The organism is Streptomyces sp. NPDC006193 (assembly GCF_040613915.1).
Classification (GTDB): Bacteria; Actinomycetota; Actinomycetes; order Streptomycetales; family Streptomycetaceae; genus Streptomyces.
In genome coordinates this window covers 103,384-123,455 of the sequence record NZ_JBEXTB010000014.1, presented here as the reverse complement: position 1 = coordinate 123,455, position 20,072 = coordinate 103,384, and the positions used below count along the sequence as shown (strand labels likewise).

The window sequence follows — 20,072 nt, the reverse complement described above, 5'->3', positions numbered from 1 at the left end:
GGAACGGTCGGGGTGGTCATCGTCCTCGCTCTCGTCGCCCTGGCCGTCCTGGCCGCCGTGGCGGGTCTGCACCTCTACGTGTGGCGGCGCCTGGTCCGCGACACCACGCGCGGCCCGGGTCCGGCCCGCCGCGCCGGCACCGCCGTGTTCGTCGCCGGCCCGGTGCTGATGACCGCGGCCCTGGTCGCCGAGCGGGCGGGCGCGCCCTTCGGGCTCCAGCGCATCCTGGCCTGGCCCGGTTTCCTGTGGATGGCCCTCTCCCTCTACCTGCTGCTGGGGGTGCTGGCGGGTGAGGCGGTGCGCCCGCTCCTGCGGCGCCTGCCGCCGGGCCGGCCGGGCGAGCCCCGTGCCGCCCGCTCCGCACCGCCCGCCGCCCACCCGGGCGAGACCCCCGTCGGGTCGCCCTCCGGCCCGCAGGGCCGGGCGGCGGGCGGGGCGCCGGGCGGGGCGGAAGCGGCGGTCCGGGGGGCGGAGCCCGCCGGCACGGCGACCGCGGCGCCGGCCCCCGAACGACCCGCCCCGGCCCGGCGGACCCCCGCCGGGCCGTCCCGCCGTCTCTTCGTCTCCCGCGTCGTCGCCGGCGCGGCCGCCACCGCCGCCGTCGCCACCGTCGGCCACGGCACCTACGGCGTCCTGCGCGGCCCCCGCGTGCGGCGCGTCACCGTTCCGCTCACCCGGCTCCCGCGCGCCGCACACGGCTTCCGCATCGCGGTCGTCAGCGACATCCACCTCGGCCCGGTGCTCGGCCGCGACTTCGCCCAGCGGGTCGTGGACACCGTCAACGCGACCCAGCCGGACCTGATCGCGGTCGTCGGCGACCTGGTGGACGGCAGCGTCAAGGACCTCGGTCCCGCCGCCGCGCCGCTCGCCGGCCTCGACGCCCGGCACGGCGCGTACTTCGTCACCGGCAACCACGAGTACTTCTCCGGCGCCGAGCAGTGGGTCGAGGAGGTCCGCAGCCTCGGCCTGCACCCGCTGGAGAACGCCCGGACCGAGCTGCCGGCCTTCGACCTGGCCGGGGTGAACGACCTGCAGGGCGAGAGCGAGGGCCAGGGCCCGGACTTCGGCCGGGCCCTCGGCGGCCGGGACCCGGCACGGGCCTGCGTGCTGCTCGCCCACCAGCCGGTGCAGATCCACGAGGCCGTCCGGCACGGCGTCGACCTGCAGCTGTCCGGCCACACCCACGGCGGACAGCTCTGGCCGGGCAGCCTCGTCGCCGCCGCGGCCAACCCGACCGTCGCCGGTCTGGAGCGCTACGGCGACACCCAGCTGTACGTCAGCCGGGGCGCGGGCGCCTGGGGGCCGCCCACCCGCGTCGGGGCGCCCTCGGACGTGACGGTGATCGAACTGGCCGCGACGCGCGCCTGACGGGAGGGGCGCGTGCTCAGGTGAGCCGCGGCCCGGTCACGCGCCCCGCTCGCGCCCCGGATCGGGCAGGGCCTTCGTCATGCCGGGCAGGAAGTCCGTGAACAGCTCGTGGACCTCCAGGACCAGGGGACGCAGCACGCGGAAGCGGGCCAGGGAGACGCCGCGGGCGGTGAGGCGGGCGCCGCGGCGGGCCAGCCGGTAGCTGCGTTCGCGGTTCTCCGTGCGGTCGAAGATCCAGTACAGCACCAGGCCCATCTGGGCCAGCCACATCAACTCGGGCAGCACGTCCCGCAGTTCGGGCGCCACCTTGGACTTGGAGCCGGCCAGGACCTCCCGGTGCACGCTGATGGCCTGTTCGCGCGCGTGCTCGCTCTCCGGGGAGAAGGGACTGAGCGGGCTGTCGGGGTCGGCGGCGTTCTTGAAGAACTGGACCGCGAACTCGTGGTACGGCCGGGCGATGTCCAGCCACGCGGTCAGCACGCCCGCGAGCCGCGCCTCCAGGTCGGTCTCCCGGTCCAGGACCTCCCGGACCGCCGCCTGGTGCTCGGCGGCGATCCGGTCGTAGAAGCCCTGGATCAGGTGCTCCTTGCCCTCGAAGTAGTAGTAGGCGTTGCCGACGGAGACCCCGGCCTCCTTGGCGATGGCCCGCATGGTCGTCTTGTCGTACCCGCGCTCCTGGAACAGCCGCATCGCGGTCTGGAGGATCAGCGCACGGGTCTGCTCGGACTTGCTGCTCTGGGGGCCGGCCGCCTCGGGGCCGTCGTTCTTCGCGGGCACGGTAGAAGAGCCTAACGAGTCCCGCGGCCGGCCCCGGAGCAGGACGGCGGGTCGTGGACCCAGCCGGTGGCCGGGTGGTACGACCAGCCGTCGGCCCGGTGGTACGCCCGGCCGCCCCACCGCGTGCCCCGCCGCGGACCGGCCCGCCACCTGGCCGCCGCGAGCACCGCGCCCCGGGCCAGCTTCAGGCCGGCCGGGGTGGCGAGCCGGTGGGCGAGCGGGCGGTGCTCCCGCAGGGCCCACAGGACGACGATCCAGGCGTGCGGGCCACGGTAGACCTGCCCCGAGTCGCCGACGACGGTGATCTCCTCCAGCGTGCCGGCGTGGTCCAGCCGGGGGAAGCGGGCGCGGGCCGCGGCGGAGCCCGCCGGCACCGGCTCCAGCGGCACCAGCTGCGGCTGCCGCGCCAGCCACCGGCGCAGGTGCGTGCACAGGCCGCACTCGGCGTCGTACAGGACGGTCAGGGCGCGGACCGGGACGCGCGCGGCGCCCCGGTCCTGCGTGCCGGTCACGCCGGTCACGCCCCGGTGGCCGGCGCGGCCCACCCCTGCGGGGCGACCGGGGGCACCTGCTCCCGCTCCATGATCCCGCGCCGGCGGATCCTGTTGAGGACGTACACGTTGGCCAGGTGCATCGCGCCGAGCACCAGCAGGACCACGCCCAGCTTGGCCGACAGGGCCTCGAAGACGCCGCGGGTGTCCCGGACCGTCTCGTCGCCGCTCAGGTACAGCGCCACGAAGCCGAGGTTGACCAGGTAGAAACCGACCACCAGGAGGTGGTTGACGGCGTCCGCGAGCTTCTCGTCGCCGTGCAGGACGTCGGCCAGGAAGATCCGGCCGTTGCGGCTGAGCGTGCGGGCCACCCAGACCGTCAGCGCGATGCTGACGGCCAGGTAGATGACGTAGGCGATGACGGTGCGGTCCATACCCCACCCCTTCTTGAACGCGTTCAAAAAACGCTGACGGGGATGACTGTAGACCTGTTTCTGAACGCGTTCAACACAGGGGGGCGAGCCGGGGTCCGCCCCTGCGGACCGGTGTGTTCAGCTCCTGCGGCCCAGCGCGGGGCGCTTGGTGTAGTCCGTCAGGCCCAGGACGTTGCCCCAGGGGTCGGCGAACTCCACGGTCCAGCCGGTGGCCGCCTGGACCACCTCGTCCAGCGGCGCGATCCCGGCGGCGGCCAGCTCCCGCGCCGCCGCCCGCGCGTCCGGCACCTCCAGCCAGATGCGCGGCGAGGGCCAGGGCGGCGACCGGTGCCCCAGCCCCTCCTCCGCGCGCAGCAGGATGCCGGGCGTCTCCCCGCCGACCTTCAGCAGCGCGATCCCGGCCTCGTCGAACCGGAATCCCACGGCGAACCCGGCCCGCCGGTAGAAGGCGACGGCCTCGCCGAGGTCGCCGACGGGGAGCAGCACGTTGTCGAAACCGAGCAGTTCGTACGACTCTTCGTCTGACATGTCGTCACATTAAGAGGGGCCGCCCCCCGATGCGAGGAGCCCCACCGGAAGGGACTCCGGTGGGGCTCCGACGGGGCTCCGAGGCGCGGGCGCCGGCGGGCTACTGCGGGAAGCCGGGGTCCAGGCCGGACTCCGCGGCCCGGTCGGCGGTGACGCCCGAACCGGATCCGCGGAGCAGGACGCCCGTGCGGTAGTAGTCGCCCGACATCAGCAGGTCCGCGTCCCCGTCGCGGTCGAAGTCGCGCAGGCGGACGTGCAGGCCGAGCATCTCGCCGTCGGCGGGGCTGCCGGGTACGCCCGCCGTGGCGCGGGTGAACCACTGCGAGCCGGTGCCGGTCAGACCGCTCCGGCCGCCCCGCAGGACGTGCACGCCCCCCGCGTCGCCGGCCGAGCCGGCCTCCTCCTCGGTCACGCCGACCGCGAGATCCGGATAGCCGTCGCGGTCGGTGTCGCCGGCGGTGAGGGAGGAGCCGAAGCGGTCGTCCTTCGAGGCCGCGGTCGCCACCCCGGAGGTGGACTGGGAGAGGCGGTAGGAGGTGGTCGGACCGCTCGCCCCGCCGCGCAGCACCACCACGGCGCCGGCGCCGTGGTCGTACGGCCTGTCGCTGACGGCCAGGTCGCCGTAGCCGTTCCTGTCGAAGTCGGCTATGACCCCGTTCGAGGAGAAGTCCGCCTGCGTGGCGTTGTACGTCGTGTACGCGCCGCGCTTGACGGTGGCGCCGCCCTGCACGAACCAGGCGGCCTGCGTCATCCTGCCGTTCCGGTAGCCCTGGCCGAGCACGTACAGGTCGGCGGCCTTGTCCTTGTTCACCCTGCCGGCGACGATCGCGGTCGGCTCCAGCACCTCGGCGCCGCTCGGGCTGACCTCCAGCCTGGTCACGGCGCCCGTCGTACCGGACGGGGAGAAGCCGCCCCGGTAGACGAAGAGGGTGCCGGTGGCGTCGGCGACGGCCAAATCCGGCTTCCCGTCGCCGGTGAAGTCGCCGGAGGCGAGGGCCGTGCCGAACCCGGCCGTGGACCTGGCCGGGATGCGCGTGGCCTTCGTGCCCAGGCCGGACCTGGCGCCCCACAGGACGGTGACCGCTCCTGCGCCGGCCGTCGTGCCCGCCTTCTCGCTGCGGTCGGCGACGGCGAGGTCGGCGTAGCCGTCGCCGTCGAGGTCGGCGTCGGCCACCTGGTCGCCGAAGGTGTCGGCGTACCCTCCGGCGTCGCCCGCCCTGCCGGGGACGTTCGGGCTGTCCTGGGTGAACCTGACCGTCCTCGGGCCCGGCCCGGTCGCCGTGCCGTAGGTGACGGTGACCTCGCCGCCCCAGCCGGAGGCGTAGTCCCGGTAGCCGTCGCCGTCGAAGTCGTCGGCGTACTTCGCGGGCGCCGCGGCGGCGGGGCCGGCGGCGAGGGCGGGCAGTGTGCCGGCGAGCGCCAGGGCGGTGGCCGCCGCCGCGGCGAGCTTTCCGTGGGTGCGCATGTGTCTCCTTGATCGCGTGCACTGGGAGACCCGCGGCGCGGCGGGACGGTTGTACGGCGAGGGCCCCGCCCCCGGTGTGCGACCGGGGACGGGGCCCGACGGGCCGGAGCCGCACGGCGGCTCGGCGGCGGCCTCAGTAGCGACGCGTGATCAGCGCCCGCTTGACCTCCTGGATCGCCTTCGTGACCTCGATGCCGCGCGGGCAGGCGTCCGTGCAGTTGAAGGTCGTGCGGCAGCGCCACACGCCGTCGCGGTCGTTGAGGATCTCCAGGCGCTGCTCGCCCGCCTCGTCCCGGCTGTCGAAGATGAAGCGGTGGGCGTTCACGATCGCGGCCGGGCCGAAGTACTGGCCGTCGTTCCAGAACACCGGGCAGGAGGAGGTGCAGGCCGCGCACAGGATGCACTTCGTCGTGTCGTCGAAGCGCTCGCGGTCCTCCGGCGACTGGAAGCGCTCACGGGTCGGCTCGTTCGTCTCCTTGACGACCAGGAACGGCATGACGTCCCGGTACGCCTGGAAGAACGGCTCCATGTCCACGACCAGGTCCTTCAGGACCGTCAGGCCCTTGATGGGCTCGATCGTGATCGGCTTCTCGGGGTTGATGTCCTTGATCAGCGTCTTGCACGCGAGGCGGTTCTTGCCGTTGATCCGCATCGCGTCCGAGCCGCAGATGCCGTGCGCGCACGAGCGGCGGAAGGTGAGGGTGCCGTCGATGTCCCACTTGATCTTGTGGAGGCCGTCGAGGACCCGCTCCTTGGGGTCGATCTCCAGCTGGAAGTCTTCCCAGACCGCCTCGGCCGCGACCTCCGGGTTGAACCGGCGGATGCGGAAGGTGACCGTGATGTAGGGGGAGTCGGCGAAGCCGGGCTCGGGCCGGCCGGCCGCGTCCGCCTTGTCCAGAACAGGGGTAGCCATCAGTACTTACGCTCCATCGGCTGGTAGCGGGTCTGGACGACCGGCTTGTAGTCGAGACGGACGGTTTCCGAGCCGTCGGCGCCGACCTCGCGGTACGCCATGGTGTGGCGCATGAAGTTGACGTCGTCGCGGTTCGGGTAGTCCTCGCGGTAGTGACCGCCGCGGGACTCCTTGCGGGCGAGGGCCGACACCGCCATGACCTCGGCCAGGTCGAGCAGGTTGCCCAGCTCGATCGCCTCGAGGAGGTCCGTGTTGAAGCGCTTGCCCTTGTCCTGGATCGCCACGTTGCGGTAGCGCTCCTTGAGCTCGGCGATCTTCTCGACCGCCGTCTTGATCGTCTGCTCGGTGCGGAACACCATGACGTTGGCGTCCATGGTCTCCTGCAGCTCGCGGCGCAGCTGCGCCACCCGCTCGCCGCCGGTGGAGGAGCGCAGCCGCTCGATCTGCTCGACCACGAAGGACTCCGGGTTCTCCGGCAGCTCGACGTGGTCGGCCTTCGCCGCGTACTCGGCGGCGGCGATGCCCGCGCGGCGGCCGAAGACGTTGATGTCCAGCAGCGAGTTGGTGCCCAGGCGGTTGGCGCCGTGCACGGAGACGCAGGCCACCTCGCCGGCCGCGTACAGACCCGGGACGACCGTGGTGTTGTCCGCCAGGACCTCGCCCATGACGTTGGTCGGGATGCCGCCCATCGCGTAGTGGGCGGTGGGCTGGATCGGGATGGGGTCCGTGTACGGCTCGATGCCGAGGTAGGTCCGCGCGAACTCGGTGATGTCCGGGAGCTTGGCGTCCAGCTGCTCCGGCGGCAGGTGCGTCAGGTCCAGGTAGACGTGGTCGCCCTCGGGACCGCAGCCGCGGCCCTCGCGGATCTCCGTGTAGATGGAGCGGGAGACGACGTCGCGGGAGGCGAGGTCCTTCATGACCGGCGCGTACTTCTCCATGAAGCGCTCGCCGTCCTTGTTGCGCAGGATGCCGCCCTCACCGCGGGCGCCCTCGGTGAGCAGGATGCCCATGCGCCAGATGCCGGTCGGGTGGAACTGGAAGAACTCCATGTCCTCCAGCGGGATGCCCCGCCGGTACACCGCGGCCTGGCCGTCGCCGGTCAGGGTGTGCGCGTTGGACGTCACCTTGAAGAACTTGCCGCACCCGCCGGAGGCGTAGATCACGGCCTTCGCCTGGAAGATGTGGATCTCGCCGGTCGCCAGCTCGTAGGCGACCACGCCGGCGGAGCGCTTGACGCCGTCCACCTCGGTGATCAGCTGGTCCAGGACGTAGAACTCGTTGAAGAACTCCACGCCCTCCTTGACGCAGTTCTGGTACAGCGTCTGGAGGATCATGTGGCCGGTGCGGTCCGCGGCGTAGCAGGACCGGCGGACCGGGGCCTCGCCGTGGTTGCGGGAGTGACCGCCGAAGCGGCGCTGGTCGATCGTCCCGTCGGGCGTCCGGTTGAACGGCAGGCCCATCTTCTCCAGGTCGAGGACGGCGTCGATGGCCTCCTTCGCCAGGATCTCGGCGGCGTCCTGGTCGACCAGGTAGTCACCGCCCTTGACCGTGTCGAAGGTGTGCCACTCCCAGTTGTCCTCCTCCACGTTGGCGAGCGCGGCGGCCATGCCGCCCTGCGCGGCGCCCGTGTGGGAGCGGGTGGGATAGAGCTTGGTCAGGACCGCGGTGCGGCTGCGCTTGGTGGCCTCGATGGCGGCGCGCATGCCCGCGCCGCCGGCGCCGACGATGACGGTGTCGTACTTGTGGATCTTCATGATTCTCGCAGCCCCGTGCCTAGCGGATGTTCGGGTCGAAGGTGAAGATCACCAGCGTGCCCAGCAGGATGGTGAACACCGTGGCGGTGTAGAGCAGAGCCTTCAGCCACAGGCGGGTGTTCGGGCGCTCCGCGTAGTCGTTGATGATCGTGCGCAGGCCGTTGGCGCCGTGCAGCATCGCCAGCCACAGCATCAGCAGGTCCCAGACCTGCCAGAACGGCGACGCCCAGCGGCCGGCCACGAAGGCGAAGCCGATCTTGGAGACACCGCCGTCCAGCACGAGCTGGATCAGCAGGTGGCCGAGGACGAGGACGACCAGCACGATGCCGGACAGGCGCATGAACAGCCAGGCCGCGAGCTCGAAGTTGCCCCGGGTCGACTTCGGGGACTTCTTGGTGCGCTTGCGCGGCGCCTCGATGAGCGGGGCCGGGTTGTCGACGGTGTAGACGGGGGCGCCCTCGACGGGGCCGACTCCGGACGCGGTGGTTTCAGTCGTGGACATGGGGGTCAGCTCCCGAACAGGACACGAGCGGCGTGGCCGAGGACGGGGTAGATCGCCCCCGCCATCAGGACGATCCAGACACCCATCACGGCCCAGAACATCTGCTTCTGGTAGCGCGGGCCCTTCGACCAGAAGTCGACGGCGATGACGCGCAGACCGTTGAGCGCGTGGAAGAGGATGGCGGCGACGAGGCCGTACTCCAGCAGCGCGACGATCGGCGTCTTGTACGTGGCTACGACCTTGTCGTAGTCCTCGGGGGAGACACGCACGAGAGCGGTGTCCAGCACGTGAACGAACAGGAAGAAGAAAATGAGGACGCCGGTGACTCGGTGAGCCACCCAGGACCACATTCCTTCCCGGCCGCGGTACAGCGTTCCAGCCGGCACGGAAGAACCCTCCGGGAGCGGGGACTAGGGCCGCGCCGGCTTCACTGTCGGTCGGGCCCGGCCGGGTACGGTCCACCGGCCCTCTGCATGGTATCCACGTGCCGCGGCGGCGCTTACAGGGGGCCTACCTTGTGTGATCTATTTGGCACGCGGTTGGGCTAGCGGGCCGGCTCCCGGGCCCGAGAACCCGGTCAGGGGCCGTGCACGGGCGCGTTCGGGCTGGTCGCGCACCTCCCCGCGCCCCCCAGGAACGCGGCCAGCCTGCCCCGCGCCAGGCGGCGGAGCTCCTCCGCCGTCACCACCCGTTCCTCTTCCGGATCGTTCGTCAATCGTGATCGGATCGCTTCGAGGACGCGGTCGATGACCTCGTCCGCCGGGACGTCGCCCAGGTAGATGACGAAGGCGTGGCCGAAGCGGGCCTCGTAGGCCGCGTGCGCCGCGCTCAGGGCCGTGTGGGCCGCCGAGTAGGCGCCCTCGGGCAGCTGCGGCAGGGACTCGCCCGCCAGGGCCTCGGCCAGGTCGCCGGGGGCGAGGTCGTACGCCGCCTCGTCCGCCGCCGCGAGCAGGGCGTCGAGGTCGGGGAAGGGGCGGTGGTCCGCGATCCGGTGCGCCCAGCACACGCTGTGCAGGCAGCGCAGCAGCAGGGTGCGGGCCTCGTCGGCGGAAGCGGTGTTGAACGCGTCGAGAGGCTGGGGGAGATGCGGCAGGCGGTGGGCGGGCAGCGTGGGTCCTCGCGTCACATGTGGCGTGGCAGGGGATGCTGTGAAAGGTGTGTCGTCAGGTTATCGAGTGTGGTCACTCTGTGTCCGCGTGATGCCCGAATTTCACTCGGACGGGAGAGTTTGGGAACGCCTCGATGACGGCCGAGCGGGGGAACGGTCGTACGTTGGCAGAGTGAGCCAGCACAGGCGCCGGGAAACGGCACAGCAGGTGGGACGGAAGCGGGCGGTGGTGGCCGCCGCCTTCCTGGGGACGGTGGCGCTCGGCACCGGCGTCGGTGTGTGGGCCTCCTCCGACGGGGGCGCCGGCACGACGGACGGGGCGGCGGGCCGGACGGCGTCCGGGCGGGCGCCCGGCGCCGACGCCGGCAGGGCGGCCACCACGCCGGCGGCTCCGTCGTCCAGCCGCTCCTACCCGCTGTCGCAGGCCCCGCGCACCATACCCGCGGTGCGCTCCCACACCCCGGCGCGCGGCCCCGGCTGGAAGCCGCGGCCCGGCGCGCGGCTGGTGGTGAGCGACCCCGGGCTGGCCGACGAGGGACGGCTGACCGCCGGGGAGCTCGGGCTGACGTACGCGGGGGAGAAGGACGACGTGCGCGCGGGCGACGTCCGGCTCACCGTCGGCGGGTCCGGGAACCCGGAGTCGTACACGATCACCGTCCGCGGCGGACGGGTCGACATCAGCGGGCCCGGCGAGGCGGGCGTCTTCTACGGCACCCGCACCCTGAAGCAGGAGGTCCGCGGCGGCGGCACGGCGCCGGAGGGGGTGGTCCGGGACCAGCCGGCCAAGCCGGTGCGCGGGTTCATGCTGGACATCGCGCGCAAGCCGTTCAGCGCGTCCTGGATAGAGGACCGGATACGCGAGCTGGGGGACCTGAAGTTCAACGAGCTGGGTCTGCACTTCTCCGACGACCAGGCCTTCCGGATCGAGTCCGCCAGCCACCCGGAGATCGTCGCCCGGGACCACCTGACCAAGGCGCAGGTCAAGCGGATCGTGGACCTGGCGGGCAGCCGGCACATCACCGTCGTCCCCGAGATCGACTCGCCGGGGCACCTGGGCGCCGTCATCGCCGCCCACCCCGACCTGCAGCTGCGCAACGCGAGCGGGGCCCCGACGCGGGGCGCCGTCGACATCTCCGAGGACGCCTCCGCCGAGCTCGTCGACGACCTGCTGGACGAGTACGCCGGCCTCTTCCCCGGCAGCCGCTGGCACCTCGGCGGCGACGAGTACCAGGCGCTGACCGTGAAGGACCCGCAGGCGTCCTACCCGCAGCTGGCCGCCGCCGCCCGGCGGGCCTACGGCTCCGGCGGCACCGTCGCCGACCTCGCCACCGGCTGGCTCGACGACCGCGCCGACACCGTGCGCGCCCACGGCCGGACCGCCCGCGCCTGGAACGACGGCTTCTTCCGCACCACCTCCGTGCGTCCCGCCCAGGACCTGCAGGTCGCCTACTGGACCGGCAAGGAGATCGGCGCCCGGCAGCCGGCGGAGTACCTGGCCGCGGGCCGCAAGGTGCTCAACTACAACGACGAGTTCCTGTACTACGTGCTCGGCCAGCCGCAGACCTTCGTCTACCCCACCGGCCGGCGCATCTACGAGCAGTGGAACCCGCGGGTGCTGCGCGGCACCGCCGCCGTCCCGGCGCGGTACGACGGGCAGATCCTCGGCGGGTCCTTCGCGGTGTGGTGCGACCTCGCGGGCGCCCAGACGCAGGGGCAGGTCGCCGCCGGGATCCGGATGCCGCTGCGGGCCACCGTGCAGAAGCTGTGGGACCCGCGCCGGCCCGCGCTGTCCTGGGCGGACTTCAGGAAGCTGGCGGACCGGCTGGACTGAGCCGTCCGGCGGACGCACGGGGCGCCGGCCCGGATGCGGGAGCGCGCAGTCCCGTCGCGTGGGGCCGCCGCCCCCGGCGTTGGCCGAAACCCGGTGGCTGTGACACTCCCGCGCCGTCGCACGCAGTAAGGGGAAGTGCGGGCTCCGTACCGGTCGGCGCCCTGGCGAGGGAGGCATGCATGAGCCTGGTGGACCTGATCGCGCAGGCCGACGAACGCGGACTGGCCGCCAGCGGGTTGGCTTGTTCGGATCGGTGTCTGCCGCTGCTCGGCGTCGACGACGAGCTGCTGCGCCCGCTCTGGGCGAGCCTCGCCGAGGGCGCCGACTGGGGCGGGAGCCTGGAGCGGGCCCGCGCCGCGCTCCACGCCGCCGAGCCCGCCGCCGAGGAGGCCGCACAGCTCGCCCGCCGCATGCTGGACGCCGCCCCGGCCGAGCGCACCGCCGAGGCCCTGCGGCCCTGGGCCGACGCCTGCTCGGTCGCCTCGCTGCGCGTCCACGGGCTGCTCGACCCCGCGGCGGACGGCGCCGACCCGGACGGCCTCGACGCCGGGCGCGCGGGCGACACGGCGGACCTGCCCCCGCTGGTCGCCGCCGAGCTGCGCCGCCAGGCCGCGGTGCTGGAACTGCTCGCCGGGCACGGCGCGAACGGGCTGCGCGGCGCGCTGGAGGTGTCGGTCGAGGGCCGCCGGGTGCTGCGCGCGGTGGTCTCCCGCCGGGCGCGGGCCGCGGAGCCGGGGAGCGAGGAGGGCCTGTGACCGTCCTGGGGTGGGAGTGGGGTGGTCCTGCGACCATTGGAGAAACGTTTCGCATCCGGGTGACGGAAGCCCGGCCCGGCACGCTTTTCCCTACGTGACCCATATGACAGCCCATGCGACAGGCCCGGACGTGACCACCCCGCAGGAGACCACCCCGCAGGAGACCAGGCCGCAGGCGGCGGCCAGGCCCGTGCGGTGGGCGGCGGACGCCGTGGCGACGATGCGCGAAGGCGCCCGCGTCCGGCTCGACTACTCGGCGCAGAGCCTGTGGCGGGTGGACCGGATGATCGAAGAGATACGCCGTGAGGGACCGCCGTACGCCGCCGTCGAGAGCGTGCTGCGCGGCCTCGGCGCCTACGCCGGCGAGGTGATCGTCCGCCAGACCGGCGCGGAGTGGTGGGCGACCGGCGGCGAGCACTGGGTGCGCACGCCCGACGGCCGGCTGTGGGACCCCATCGACGAGGCCCGCCGCTGCTTCCGCGGCCACGGCTCGCTCCGGCTCCTGTGCCGCGACGCGACGACCCGCGACTGAACCGGGCTCCTGTGCCGCCGGGGCCGCTGTCCTGCCCGCGACCACCCGCTCCCCGCCGCCCGGGTTCCCCCCCGTGCCGCCCGGTGTCGCGACACCGACCGGGGTCGCACGCCGAGGGGGCTCATGGTGCCGACCGGGTCCCCGTCGACCGGTGTCACGGTGCCGACTGGGCCCGCGGTGGCGATGGGGGGGTGCCGTGCCGACGGGGGTGCCGTGCCGAGCGGGGGCGCACGTGCCGACCGGGGTGCCCCGTGCCGGCCGGGGGATACCGAGCGGGGGCGCACGCCGAGTGGACTCATGGTGCCCACCGGAGCGCACGCCGAGGGGGCCTGGGTGCCGACCAGCGCCGCCGTGCTGACCTGCTTGCAGTGGCGACTGGGGTCGCACGTGCCGACGGGTGCCCTGTGCCGCCCGGTGTCGCGGTGCCGAGCGGGCTCGCGGTGCCGACCGGGTCCTCGTCGACCGGTGTTGCGGTGCCGACCGAAGTCGCCGTGCCGAGGGGTGTCACGGTGCCGACCGGGGCCGCCCGTGCCGACTTGGGGCCCGTGTCGCCCGGTGTCGCGACATCGCCCGGGGGCTCCCGTGCCGACCGGGCCGGCGGTGCTGACTAGGTTCCCGCGCCTACCGGGGCGGACGCCTAGGGGCGCGGGGCGGTCGGGCTCGTCCCGGTCGCCGCGTCCGGCAGTGACACTTTTGTCCGGGCCGACGCTGATGATCGTGAGGGGGCGGTGACACGGCCGGAGCACGCCGGGCCGTGCGGCAGGCGCCACGCAGTGGCCAGGAACTCGGCACGAACGAGGACGGTCTTGGGCCAGGGAGGGAATCCCCGCCGCCCGCAGTCGCGGGACGCGGAGCTGGGCGCGGCCGTCGCGCGGGCCCAGGACGGCGACGAGAGCGCCTTCGCGCTGGCCTACCGGATCGTGCAGCCCGGCCTGCTCGGCTATCTGCGGGGCCTGGTCGGCGAGGACGCGGAGGACATCGCCTCCGACGCCTGGCTGGAGATCGCCCGCGACCTCGGCCGCTTCCGCGGCGACGGCGCCGGCTTCCGCGGCTGGACCGCGACCATCGCCCGGCACCGCGCCCTGGACCATCTGCGCCGGCAGCGGGTACGGCCCCGGGCGGCGGGGCTCGAACAGGACGCCCTGGAACTGCCCGGCCGGCACAGCACCCCCGACCAGGCCCTGGAGTCCCTGTCCACGGCACGCGCGCTGGAGCTGGTGCGCGCGCTGCCCCGGGAGCAGGCCGAGGCGGTGCTGCTGCGCGTGGTCGTCGGCCTCGACGGCCCGGCCGCCGCACGGGTCCTCGGCAAGCGCCCCGGCGCGGTCCGCACCGCCGCGTACCGGGGGCTGCGCCGCCTGGCCCGCCGGCTCGGCGCGCACGGCGAGCCGCCGGCGCGGTGGGACTCGGGGTGAGCGGCCCGGCACGCGGGGCGCGGGCCGGGGCCGCGGTGCCGTGGGCGCGTACGACGACGGGTACGGACCGCCGTGAGGGCCTGACGAGGACGGGAACCGACATGGGTGAACCGCACGGCGGTGAGGAGCCGCCCGGCCGCCGGCGCGCGCGCCGACGCGGCGCCGCAGTCGCGCCCGAGCGGACCCCCGGGTGGGAGGCGCGGCTGGGCGCCGCCCTGCGCGCCGGCGGCCCCGACCCGGAGGCCGAGCGCCGTGCCGTGACCGCCTTCCGGGCCGCCCGTGAGACGGGCCCGGGCGGCGCGCGGACGCGCGCCCGCGACGACTGGCGGCCCGGAAGGCCGTGATCCGCCCACGGGCCCGCACGTGGATGCCGGTGGGTACGTGGGCGCTGGTCATGGTGTCGAGCTCGTGGACGTGGACGGCGGGGCCCCGGTCCCGTCCTCGACGCGCCGGATGTGGGCGATCCTGGCCTGGGCGTACCCGCAGCACGGCGAGCGCCGGGCCGAACGGCCCCGAGAACCGACGGCCCGGCCGCGTCGGTCACCGATCCCGCGTGCGCCGCCGGTCCGAGTGGCGACGTCGGAGGCGACGACCGGGGCCGCCACCCCCCACAGGAGAGGCCCCGGCCGTCGCGCTGGCGGACCGCGTGCGGCCCGTACTCTCTTCAGCGTTGTGCACGCGGTTTCTGTCACACCCCGCCACGCAGGTCCTCACGCTGCGCACATCCCCACGCGGTCACGAGTCAGTTGCATCTTCTACGGACGTGGACGAGGAGGGGTTTCACGCCGTAACGTGCCATTCGCGCCGACCGAAGACAGGCGTAAAGGGAGTGCGGTGCTGGGGGACGACGCGGAGCTGACCGCCGCGGTGCGTGCGGCGCAGGCCGGTGATGAGACCGCGTTCCGTACGGTGTACCGCGCGGTGCATCCGCGGCTGCTCGGATATGTGCGCACACTGGTCGGCGATCCGGACGCCGAGGACGTCGCGTCCGAGGCCTGGCTGCAGATCGCCCGGGACCTGGACCGGTTCAGCGGCGACGCCGACCGGTTCCGCGGCTGGGCCGCCCGGATCGCCCGCAACCGCGCGCTGGACCACATCCGGATGCGCGGCCGGCGTCCGGCCATCGGCGGTGATGAGACGGAGCTGACCGGCCGGCCCGCCGAGTCGGACACCGCCGGCGAGGCCATCGAGGCCCTGACCACCGACCGCACCCTCTCGCTGATCGCCCGGCTGCCGCAGGACCAGGCCGAGGCGGTCGTGCTGCGCGTGGTCGTCGGCCTGGACGCCAAGTCCGCCGCGGAGACGCTGGGCAAGCGCGCGGGCGCCGTCCGCACCGCCGCGCACCGCGGTCTGAAACGGCTCGCGGAGCTGATCGGCGCTGATCCGGAATCGACGGGCGGGCTCGACGCGCTTCCGCCCCAGCGAGAACCTGGCCGCGGCGCGGTGACGTCCGCAAGTGTGACGCATACGCGTACGCGGACGCAGAAGGACATGTGATGGCCGACGAGCAGTACAGGTGGCTGGACCGCGAGACGGCGGAACGTCTGCTGCGCGGCGAGCCGCTGGAAGCCGTCGACGCCTCCGCTCGTGACCAGGCCGAACGCCTCTCCCGGGCCCTTGGCGAACTGCATGCGCAGGCGGCCCCCGCGACCGGTGAACTGCCCGGTGAGCAGGCCGCCCTGGCCGCGTTCCGCAAGGCTCGCGAGGCCGCCGAGGCCGACCGCACCGCCGCCGCGCACGGCTCCGGCAGCGCCCGGACCCCGGCGCCCGGCGCCGACTCCCGCCTGGTCCGCATCGGCGCCGCGGCCCGTACCGGAATCGCGCTCCGGCGCCCCCGCTGGGCCCGCCCGGCGCGGCTGGCGCTCGCCGCGGTGGTGGCCGCGGGCACCCTCGGCGGGGTCGCCGTGGCCGCCGGCAGCGGGGTGCTGCCCACGCTGTTCGACGACGAGCGCCCCGGTCCCTCCGCGTCCGTCTCCGCCGACGAGACCGCCGGGCGGCCGTCCGGCCCGGCGTCCCCGCACCCCACAGCGAACGACCCCTCCGGCGACGCCGCCGGCCCGGGCACGGCTCCCGGCGCCGTGGCGCCGTCGGCGACCTCCGGCAGCGGATGGACCGGCGCCGCGGAGGCCTGCCGCGCCCTCCGGGACGGCCGGACCCTGGAGGCCGGCCGCAGGCGCGCGCTGGAGCACATGGCGGGCGGCTCCGCCCGCGTGACCACGTACTGCAAGGTCGTGCTGGCCGGGAACCCCTCCGGCGCCGGGGACGGCGGCACGGACGGCGGGAAGACCGCGGGCGGCGGCGGTGCCGGCCAGGGTCACGGCCAGGGCCAGGGCCAGGGACAGGACAAGGACAAGGACAAGGGCAAAGACAAGGCCAAGGCCAAGGACAAGGCCGAGGACAAGGGCACGGACGACAAGGTCAAGGACGAGCCCGGAGGCCAGGGCAAGGACAAGGCCAAGGACGAGCCCAAGTCCCGGGGCAAGGACAAGGACAAGGCCAAGGCCAACACCAAGGCCGAGGACGGGACCGGGACACAGAACCAGGGCAAGCCCAAGAGCAAGGCCAAGGCCGAGAGCAAGGCCAAGGCCGAGAGCAAGGGCAAGGCCGAGAAGGACGGGACCGGCAAGGGCGGCGGCCGTTCCTCCGGCGCGGGCGGCCGGCACCGGGGCGCCGCCGCCACCGCCCCCGCGCCCTCCGCCGCCTCTCCCGGGCCCTCCGCCTAGAGAAGCCCTGTGACCTGCGGTTTCGTAGGCTGCGAAAGTTTTCAGGCGAGAGGTGTGACGTTTCTGGGGCCCGTGACGCAGTACTGAGTGAGCCGACTGGTCATCGGCCGTCGCACGGAGCCGGGGTTCCCCCCGTACCCACGGCTCGTGCACCCGGCGCGGGCGGGACACGTTCCCCCGGTCCCGCCCGCGCCCTGCTCTCCACCACTGTCACCAGGAGACGACGACCTTGTCGCCCACCCGCGCCTGCGCGAAGATCCGGGCGATCGCCGTCTCGTCCCGGACGTTCACGCATCCGTGGGAGCCGCCCGCGTAACCGCGGGCCGCGAAGTCGTACGAGTAGTGCACCGCTTGGCCGCCGCTGAAGAACATCGCGTACGGCATCGGCGAGTCGTAGAGGGTCGACACATGGTGCCGTGACTTCCAGTAGATGCGGAACACACCCTCGCGGGTGGGGCTGTACTGCGAGCCGAAGCGCACGGCCAGGACGGACAGGGTCCGCCCGTCGATCATCCAGCGCAGGGTCCGGCTGGTCTTGCTGACGCACAGCACCCGTCCGGTCAGACAGCGCGGATCCGGCGCGGCGGCCGGCTGGCCGCCCATCCGGTACAGCTCCCACGTGCCGGGCGGACGGGTCATCGCCACCAGCCGCTGCCAGGTCACGGTGTCCGTCGCGCCGGTCGGCGGCAGCCCGCGCCTGCCCTGGAAGCCCCGCACCGCCTGCTCGGTCAGATCGTCGTACGAACCCGTCGGACCGTCCGCCAGCCAGTCCACCTGCCGCAGGCGCGCCTGCAGCTCCCGCACCCCCGCCCCGCTGTCCCCGCGCGCCCACAGCACGCGCGGCGGCTGGGCGGCGCCCGGTGCCGTACGGGCGGGCGCGGGCGCGGGCGCGGGGGCGTGCCCCGCGGGTGCGGGAGTGCGGCTGCCCGGCACCTGGACGCGGACCGGCAGGCCACGTCCCCCGCCGGCGTCCGCCGGCTGCACGGTGCATCCGCCGAGCGGGACGAGCACGGCGAGCGCGGCGACCGAGGCGAGCAGGACGGCAGGTCTCCCCGGGATCCTCATGCCGGGAATGCTTCCCCGCGTGACCGGCGCCGAACTACAGGGCATGGTGGGAGTACCGGTCGTCCTGCGGAGGCATCCATGGCACGTGAGTCGGAGTCGGGCCTGCCGATCCAGCCGGTGTACGGGCCGGCCGACCTGACCGGCTGGGACCCGGACGGGAAGCTGGGCGCGCCGGGCGCGTACCCGTTCACCCGCGGCATCCACCCGACCATGTACACCGGCCGCCCCTGGACCGTGCGCCAGTACGCCGGTTTCGGCACGGCGGCGGAGTCCAACGCGCGCTACCGCCGGCTGATCGCCCACGGCACCACCGGGCTCTCGGTCGCCTTCGACCTGCCCACCCAGATGGGCCACGACTCCGACGCTCCCCTTGCGCACGGCGAGGTCGGCAAGGTCGGCGTGGCCGTCGACTCGGTCGAGGACATGCGGGTGCTGTTCGACGGCATCCCGCTGGATCAGGTCTCGACGTCCATGACGATCAACGCGCCGGCCGCCCTGCTCCTCCTCCTCTATCAGCTGGTGGCGGAGGAACAGGGCGTTCCCGCGGACCGGCTGACCGGCACCGTCCAGAACGACGTCCTGAAGGAGTACATCGCACGGGGCACGTACATCTTCCCGCCCAAGCCCTCCCTGCGGCTGACCGCCGACATCTTCAAGTACTGCGCCGCCGAGATGCCGAAGTGGAACACGATCTCGATCTCCGGCTACCACATGGCCGAGGCGGGTGCGAGCCCCGTCCAGGAGATCGCGTTCACCCTCGCCGACGGCATCGAGTACGTGCGCACCGCGGTGGCGGCGGGCATGGACGTGGACGACTTCGCACCCCGGCTGTCGTTCTTCTTCGTGGCCCGGACGACCCTGCTGGAGGAGGTCGCCAAGTTCCGTGCCGCACGCCGGATCTGGGCGCGGGTGATGAAGGAGGAGTTCGGGGCGGAGAACCCCAGGTCGCTGATGCTGCGCTTCCACACCCAGACGGCGGGGGTCCAGCTGACGGCCCAGCAGCCGGAGGTGAACCTGGTCCGGGTGACGGTCCAGGCGCTGGCGGCGGTGCTGGGCGGCACCCAGTCGCTGCACACCAACTCCTTCGACGAGGCGATCGCGCTGCCGACCGACAGGAGCGCGCGGCTGGCCCTGCGCACGCAGCAGGTGCTGGCCCACGAGACCGACGTGCCGGCGACGGTGGACCCGTTCGCCGGTTCCTACGCGGTCGAGCGGATGACCGACGACGTGGAGGAGGCGGCCGTCGGCCTGATGCGGAGGGTCGAGGACCTCGGCGGGGCGGTCGCGGCGATCGAACGCGGCTTCCAGAAGGCCGAGATCGAGCGGAACGCGTACCGCATCGCGCAGGAGACCGACTCCGGGGAGCGGGTCGTCGTGGGCGTCAACCGCTTCCGCCTGGACGAGGAGGAGCCGTACGAGCCGCTCCGCGTGGACCCGGCGATCGAGGCCCGGCAGGCGGAACGGCTTCAGCGGCTGCGCGCCGGCCGGGACCGGGGCGCGGTGGACGCCGCCCTGGACGCCCTGAAGAAGGCGGCGCAGGGGGAGGACAACGTCCTGTACCCGATGAAGGAGGCGCTGCGGCTGCGCGCGACGGTCGGCGAGGTGTGCGGGGCGCTGCGCGAGGTGTGGGGGACCTACGAGCCCGCGGACGCCTTCTGAGCCCCTTCCGGACCCTCGCCGGACCGGCCACCCTCCGGTCAGGGTGATCGTCACATCCGAAAGGATGACCGGGGGCGTGTCACACTCCTTGTCATGTTCGGTGTGATCGACCTCCCCACCTACCTCGCGGGCCTGATCCTGATCGTCCTGCTGCCCGGTCCCAACTCCCTGTACGTCCTGTCCGTGGCCGCCCGCCGCGGGGTGCGGGCGGGCTACACCGCCGCCGCGGGCGTGTGGTGCGGGGACACCGTGCTGATGACGCTGTCCGCCGCCGGGGTCGCCTCCCTGCTCCAGGCGAACGCCCTGCTGTTCGGGATCGTGAAGTACGCCGGAGCCGGGTACCTGACCTGGCTGGCGGTCGGCATGCTGCGGGCGGCGTGGCGGATGTGGCGGGACCGGCGGGAGGAGGCGGCGCAGGACGCCGCGCCCGCGCCGGCCGCGGCGGCCGGCGCCGAGCGGCCGTTCCGGCGCGCTCTGGTCGTCAGCCTGTTCAACCCCAAGGCGATCCTCTTCTTCGTCGCCTTCTTCGTGCAGTTCGTGGACCCGGACTACGCCTACCCGGCCCTCTCCTTCGTCGTGCTCGGCGTCCTCGCCCAGCTGGCCAGCGTCCTCTACCTCAGCGCGCTGATCTTCGGCGGCACCCGTCTCGCGGCCGCGTTCCGGCGCCGCAGGGTGCTGTCGGCGACGGCCACCTCGGCGGCCGGCGCGCTGTTCCTCGGGTTCGCGGTGAAGCTGTCGCTGGCCGGCGCGTGACG

Annotated in this window: 21 protein-coding genes; 10 read left to right on the top strand and 11 right to left on the bottom strand. The window is 73.9% G+C overall.

Annotation, left to right across the window (positions count from 1 at the left end; all coding sequences use genetic code 11):
• Positions 1-12: 12 nt before the first annotated feature.
• Positions 13-1,368 carry a metallophosphoesterase gene (locus tag ABZ261_RS16015; protein WP_356859482.1) on the top strand — a complete coding sequence of 452 codons (1,356 nt, stop codon included), beginning with the start codon at positions 13-15 and terminating at the stop codon, positions 1,366-1,368.
• Between the two features lie 36 nt (positions 1,369-1,404).
• Here ABZ261_RS16015 and ABZ261_RS16010 read toward each other — a convergent pair whose 3' ends face one another.
• The 10 genes from ABZ261_RS16010 to ABZ261_RS15965 form a co-directional block, all read right to left on the bottom strand.
• A complete protein-coding gene (locus ABZ261_RS16010; RefSeq protein WP_356859480.1) occupies positions 1,405-2,145 on the bottom strand; it encodes a TetR family transcriptional regulator in 741 nt (246 codons plus the stop codon).
• Between the two features lie 11 nt (positions 2,146-2,156).
• A complete protein-coding gene (locus tag ABZ261_RS16005) occupies positions 2,157-2,657 on the bottom strand; it encodes a DCC1-like thiol-disulfide oxidoreductase family protein (protein WP_356859478.1) in 501 nt (166 codons plus the stop codon).
• Between the two features lie 5 nt (positions 2,658-2,662).
• Entirely contained in the window at positions 2,663-3,070 is a 408-nt protein-coding gene (locus tag ABZ261_RS16000) for a hypothetical protein (RefSeq protein WP_356859476.1), read from the bottom strand.
• Between the two features lie 117 nt (positions 3,071-3,187).
• The gene (locus tag ABZ261_RS15995; protein WP_356859474.1) at positions 3,188-3,598 is read right to left on the bottom strand and encodes a VOC family protein; all 411 of its coding nucleotides are present in this window, start codon (positions 3,596-3,598) and stop codon (positions 3,188-3,190) included.
• 100 nt (positions 3,599-3,698) lie between these two features.
• Positions 3,699-5,063: an FG-GAP and VCBS repeat-containing protein gene (locus tag ABZ261_RS15990; RefSeq protein WP_356859472.1), complete on the bottom strand. Its 1,365-nt coding sequence runs from the start codon at positions 5,061-5,063 to the stop codon at positions 3,699-3,701.
• Between the two features lie 133 nt (positions 5,064-5,196).
• Positions 5,197-5,976, bottom strand: coding sequence for a succinate dehydrogenase iron-sulfur subunit (locus ABZ261_RS15985; RefSeq protein ID WP_356859470.1), 780 nt, complete (start codon positions 5,974-5,976; stop codon positions 5,197-5,199).
• Complete coding sequence (sdhA, locus tag ABZ261_RS15980; RefSeq protein WP_356859468.1) at positions 5,976-7,730, bottom strand: succinate dehydrogenase flavoprotein subunit; 1,755 nt, start codon at positions 7,728-7,730, stop codon at positions 5,976-5,978. Before sdhA ends, ABZ261_RS15985 begins: the two co-directional genes overlap by 1 nt.
• Before the next feature lie 19 nt (positions 7,731-7,749).
• Positions 7,750-8,232, bottom strand: coding sequence for a succinate dehydrogenase hydrophobic membrane anchor subunit (locus ABZ261_RS15975; RefSeq protein WP_356859466.1), 483 nt, complete (start codon positions 8,230-8,232; stop codon positions 7,750-7,752).
• Between the two features lie 5 nt (positions 8,233-8,237).
• Positions 8,238-8,618: a succinate dehydrogenase, cytochrome b556 subunit gene (gene sdhC, locus ABZ261_RS15970; protein ID WP_225825127.1), complete on the bottom strand. Its 381-nt coding sequence runs from the start codon at positions 8,616-8,618 to the stop codon at positions 8,238-8,240.
• A gap of 191 nt (positions 8,619-8,809) precedes the next feature.
• Complete coding sequence (locus ABZ261_RS15965; RefSeq protein WP_356859464.1) at positions 8,810-9,358, bottom strand: 2-oxo-4-hydroxy-4-carboxy-5-ureidoimidazoline decarboxylase; 549 nt, start codon at positions 9,356-9,358, stop codon at positions 8,810-8,812.
• A 154-nt stretch (positions 9,359-9,512) separates the two neighbouring features.
• On the opposite strand from ABZ261_RS15965, the gene ABZ261_RS15960 reads away from it, so the two are divergent.
• From ABZ261_RS15960 to ABZ261_RS15930, 7 genes are all read left to right on the top strand, one after another.
• Positions 9,513-11,171 (top strand): glycoside hydrolase family 20 protein, encoded by a 1,659-nt coding sequence (locus ABZ261_RS15960; protein ID WP_356859462.1) that lies wholly within the window; start codon positions 9,513-9,515, stop codon positions 11,169-11,171.
• A 179-nt stretch (positions 11,172-11,350) separates the two neighbouring features.
• Positions 11,351-11,926: a hypothetical protein gene (locus ABZ261_RS15955; protein ID WP_356859460.1), complete on the top strand. Its 576-nt coding sequence runs from the start codon at positions 11,351-11,353 to the stop codon at positions 11,924-11,926.
• Positions 11,927-12,029: 103 nt separating this feature from the next.
• Positions 12,030-12,458 (top strand): hypothetical protein, encoded by a 429-nt coding sequence (locus ABZ261_RS15950; RefSeq protein WP_356859458.1) that lies wholly within the window; start codon positions 12,030-12,032, stop codon positions 12,456-12,458.
• A gap of 806 nt (positions 12,459-13,264) precedes the next feature.
• A complete protein-coding gene (locus ABZ261_RS15945) occupies positions 13,265-13,870 on the top strand; it encodes an RNA polymerase sigma factor (protein WP_356859456.1) in 606 nt (201 codons plus the stop codon).
• A 101-nt stretch (positions 13,871-13,971) separates the two neighbouring features.
• Positions 13,972-14,214, top strand: a complete 243-nt coding sequence (locus ABZ261_RS15940; RefSeq protein ID WP_356859454.1) for a hypothetical protein — start codon at positions 13,972-13,974, stop codon at positions 14,212-14,214.
• Between the two features lie 490 nt (positions 14,215-14,704).
• Positions 14,705-15,367, top strand: a complete 663-nt coding sequence (locus ABZ261_RS15935; protein WP_356859452.1) for an RNA polymerase sigma factor — start codon at positions 14,705-14,707, stop codon at positions 15,365-15,367.
• A complete protein-coding gene (locus tag ABZ261_RS15930) occupies positions 15,367-16,593 on the top strand; it encodes a hypothetical protein (protein WP_356859451.1) in 1,227 nt (408 codons plus the stop codon). Before ABZ261_RS15935 ends, ABZ261_RS15930 begins: the two co-directional genes overlap by 1 nt.
• A gap of 210 nt (positions 16,594-16,803) precedes the next feature.
• On the opposite strand, the gene ABZ261_RS15925 is transcribed toward ABZ261_RS15930, so the two are convergent.
• Positions 16,804-17,658 carry a L,D-transpeptidase family protein gene (locus ABZ261_RS15925; RefSeq protein ID WP_356859449.1) on the bottom strand — a complete coding sequence of 285 codons (855 nt, stop codon included), beginning with the start codon at positions 17,656-17,658 and terminating at the stop codon, positions 16,804-16,806.
• Positions 17,659-17,736: 78 nt separating this feature from the next.
• On the opposite strand from ABZ261_RS15925, the gene ABZ261_RS15920 reads away from it, so the two are divergent.
• Together ABZ261_RS15920 and leuE are read left to right on the top strand one after the other, a co-directional pair.
• Positions 17,737-19,317, top strand: a complete 1,581-nt coding sequence (locus ABZ261_RS15920) for a methylmalonyl-CoA mutase family protein (RefSeq protein ID WP_356859447.1) — start codon at positions 17,737-17,739, stop codon at positions 19,315-19,317.
• Between the two features lie 93 nt (positions 19,318-19,410).
• Positions 19,411-20,070 (top strand): leucine efflux protein LeuE, encoded by a 660-nt coding sequence (gene leuE / locus ABZ261_RS15915; protein ID WP_356859445.1) that lies wholly within the window; start codon positions 19,411-19,413, stop codon positions 20,068-20,070.
• The last annotated feature ends 2 nt before the right edge of the window (positions 20,071-20,072 follow it).

What these genes read in the sequence shown, in the direction of transcription:
- ABZ261_RS16000 (WP_356859476.1), bottom strand. Translation starts at nt 3,070, where the DNA reads ATGGACCGCACCGTCATCGCCTACGTCATCTACCTGGCCGTCAGCATC.
- ABZ261_RS15995 (WP_356859474.1), bottom strand. Translation starts at nt 3,598, where the DNA reads ATGTCAGACGAAGAGTCGTACGAACTGCTCGGTTTCGACAACGTGCTG.
- ABZ261_RS15990 (WP_356859472.1), bottom strand. Translation starts at nt 5,063, where the DNA reads ATGCGCACCCACGGAAAGCTCGCCGCGGCGGCGGCCACCGCCCTGGCG.
- ABZ261_RS15985 (WP_356859470.1), bottom strand. Translation starts at nt 5,976, where the DNA reads ATGGCTACCCCTGTTCTGGACAAGGCGGACGCGGCCGGCCGGCCCGAG.
- sdhA (WP_356859468.1), bottom strand. Translation starts at nt 7,730, where the DNA reads ATGAAGATCCACAAGTACGACACCGTCATCGTCGGCGCCGGCGGCGCG.
- ABZ261_RS15975 (WP_356859466.1), bottom strand. Translation starts at nt 8,232, where the DNA reads ATGTCCACGACTGAAACCACCGCGTCCGGAGTCGGCCCCGTCGAGGGC.
- ABZ261_RS15955 (WP_356859460.1), top strand. Translation starts at nt 11,351, where the DNA reads ATGAGCCTGGTGGACCTGATCGCGCAGGCCGACGAACGCGGACTGGCC.
- ABZ261_RS15950 (WP_356859458.1), top strand. Translation starts at nt 12,030, where the DNA reads ATGACAGCCCATGCGACAGGCCCGGACGTGACCACCCCGCAGGAGACC.
- ABZ261_RS15940 (WP_356859454.1), top strand. Translation starts at nt 13,972, where the DNA reads ATGGGTGAACCGCACGGCGGTGAGGAGCCGCCCGGCCGCCGGCGCGCG.
- ABZ261_RS15930 (WP_356859451.1), top strand. Translation starts at nt 15,367, where the DNA reads ATGGCCGACGAGCAGTACAGGTGGCTGGACCGCGAGACGGCGGAACGT.
- ABZ261_RS15925 (WP_356859449.1), bottom strand. Translation starts at nt 17,658, where the DNA reads ATGAGGATCCCGGGGAGACCTGCCGTCCTGCTCGCCTCGGTCGCCGCG.
- ABZ261_RS15920 (WP_356859447.1), top strand. Translation starts at nt 17,737, where the DNA reads ATGGCACGTGAGTCGGAGTCGGGCCTGCCGATCCAGCCGGTGTACGGG.
- leuE (WP_356859445.1), top strand. Translation starts at nt 19,411, where the DNA reads ATGTTCGGTGTGATCGACCTCCCCACCTACCTCGCGGGCCTGATCCTG.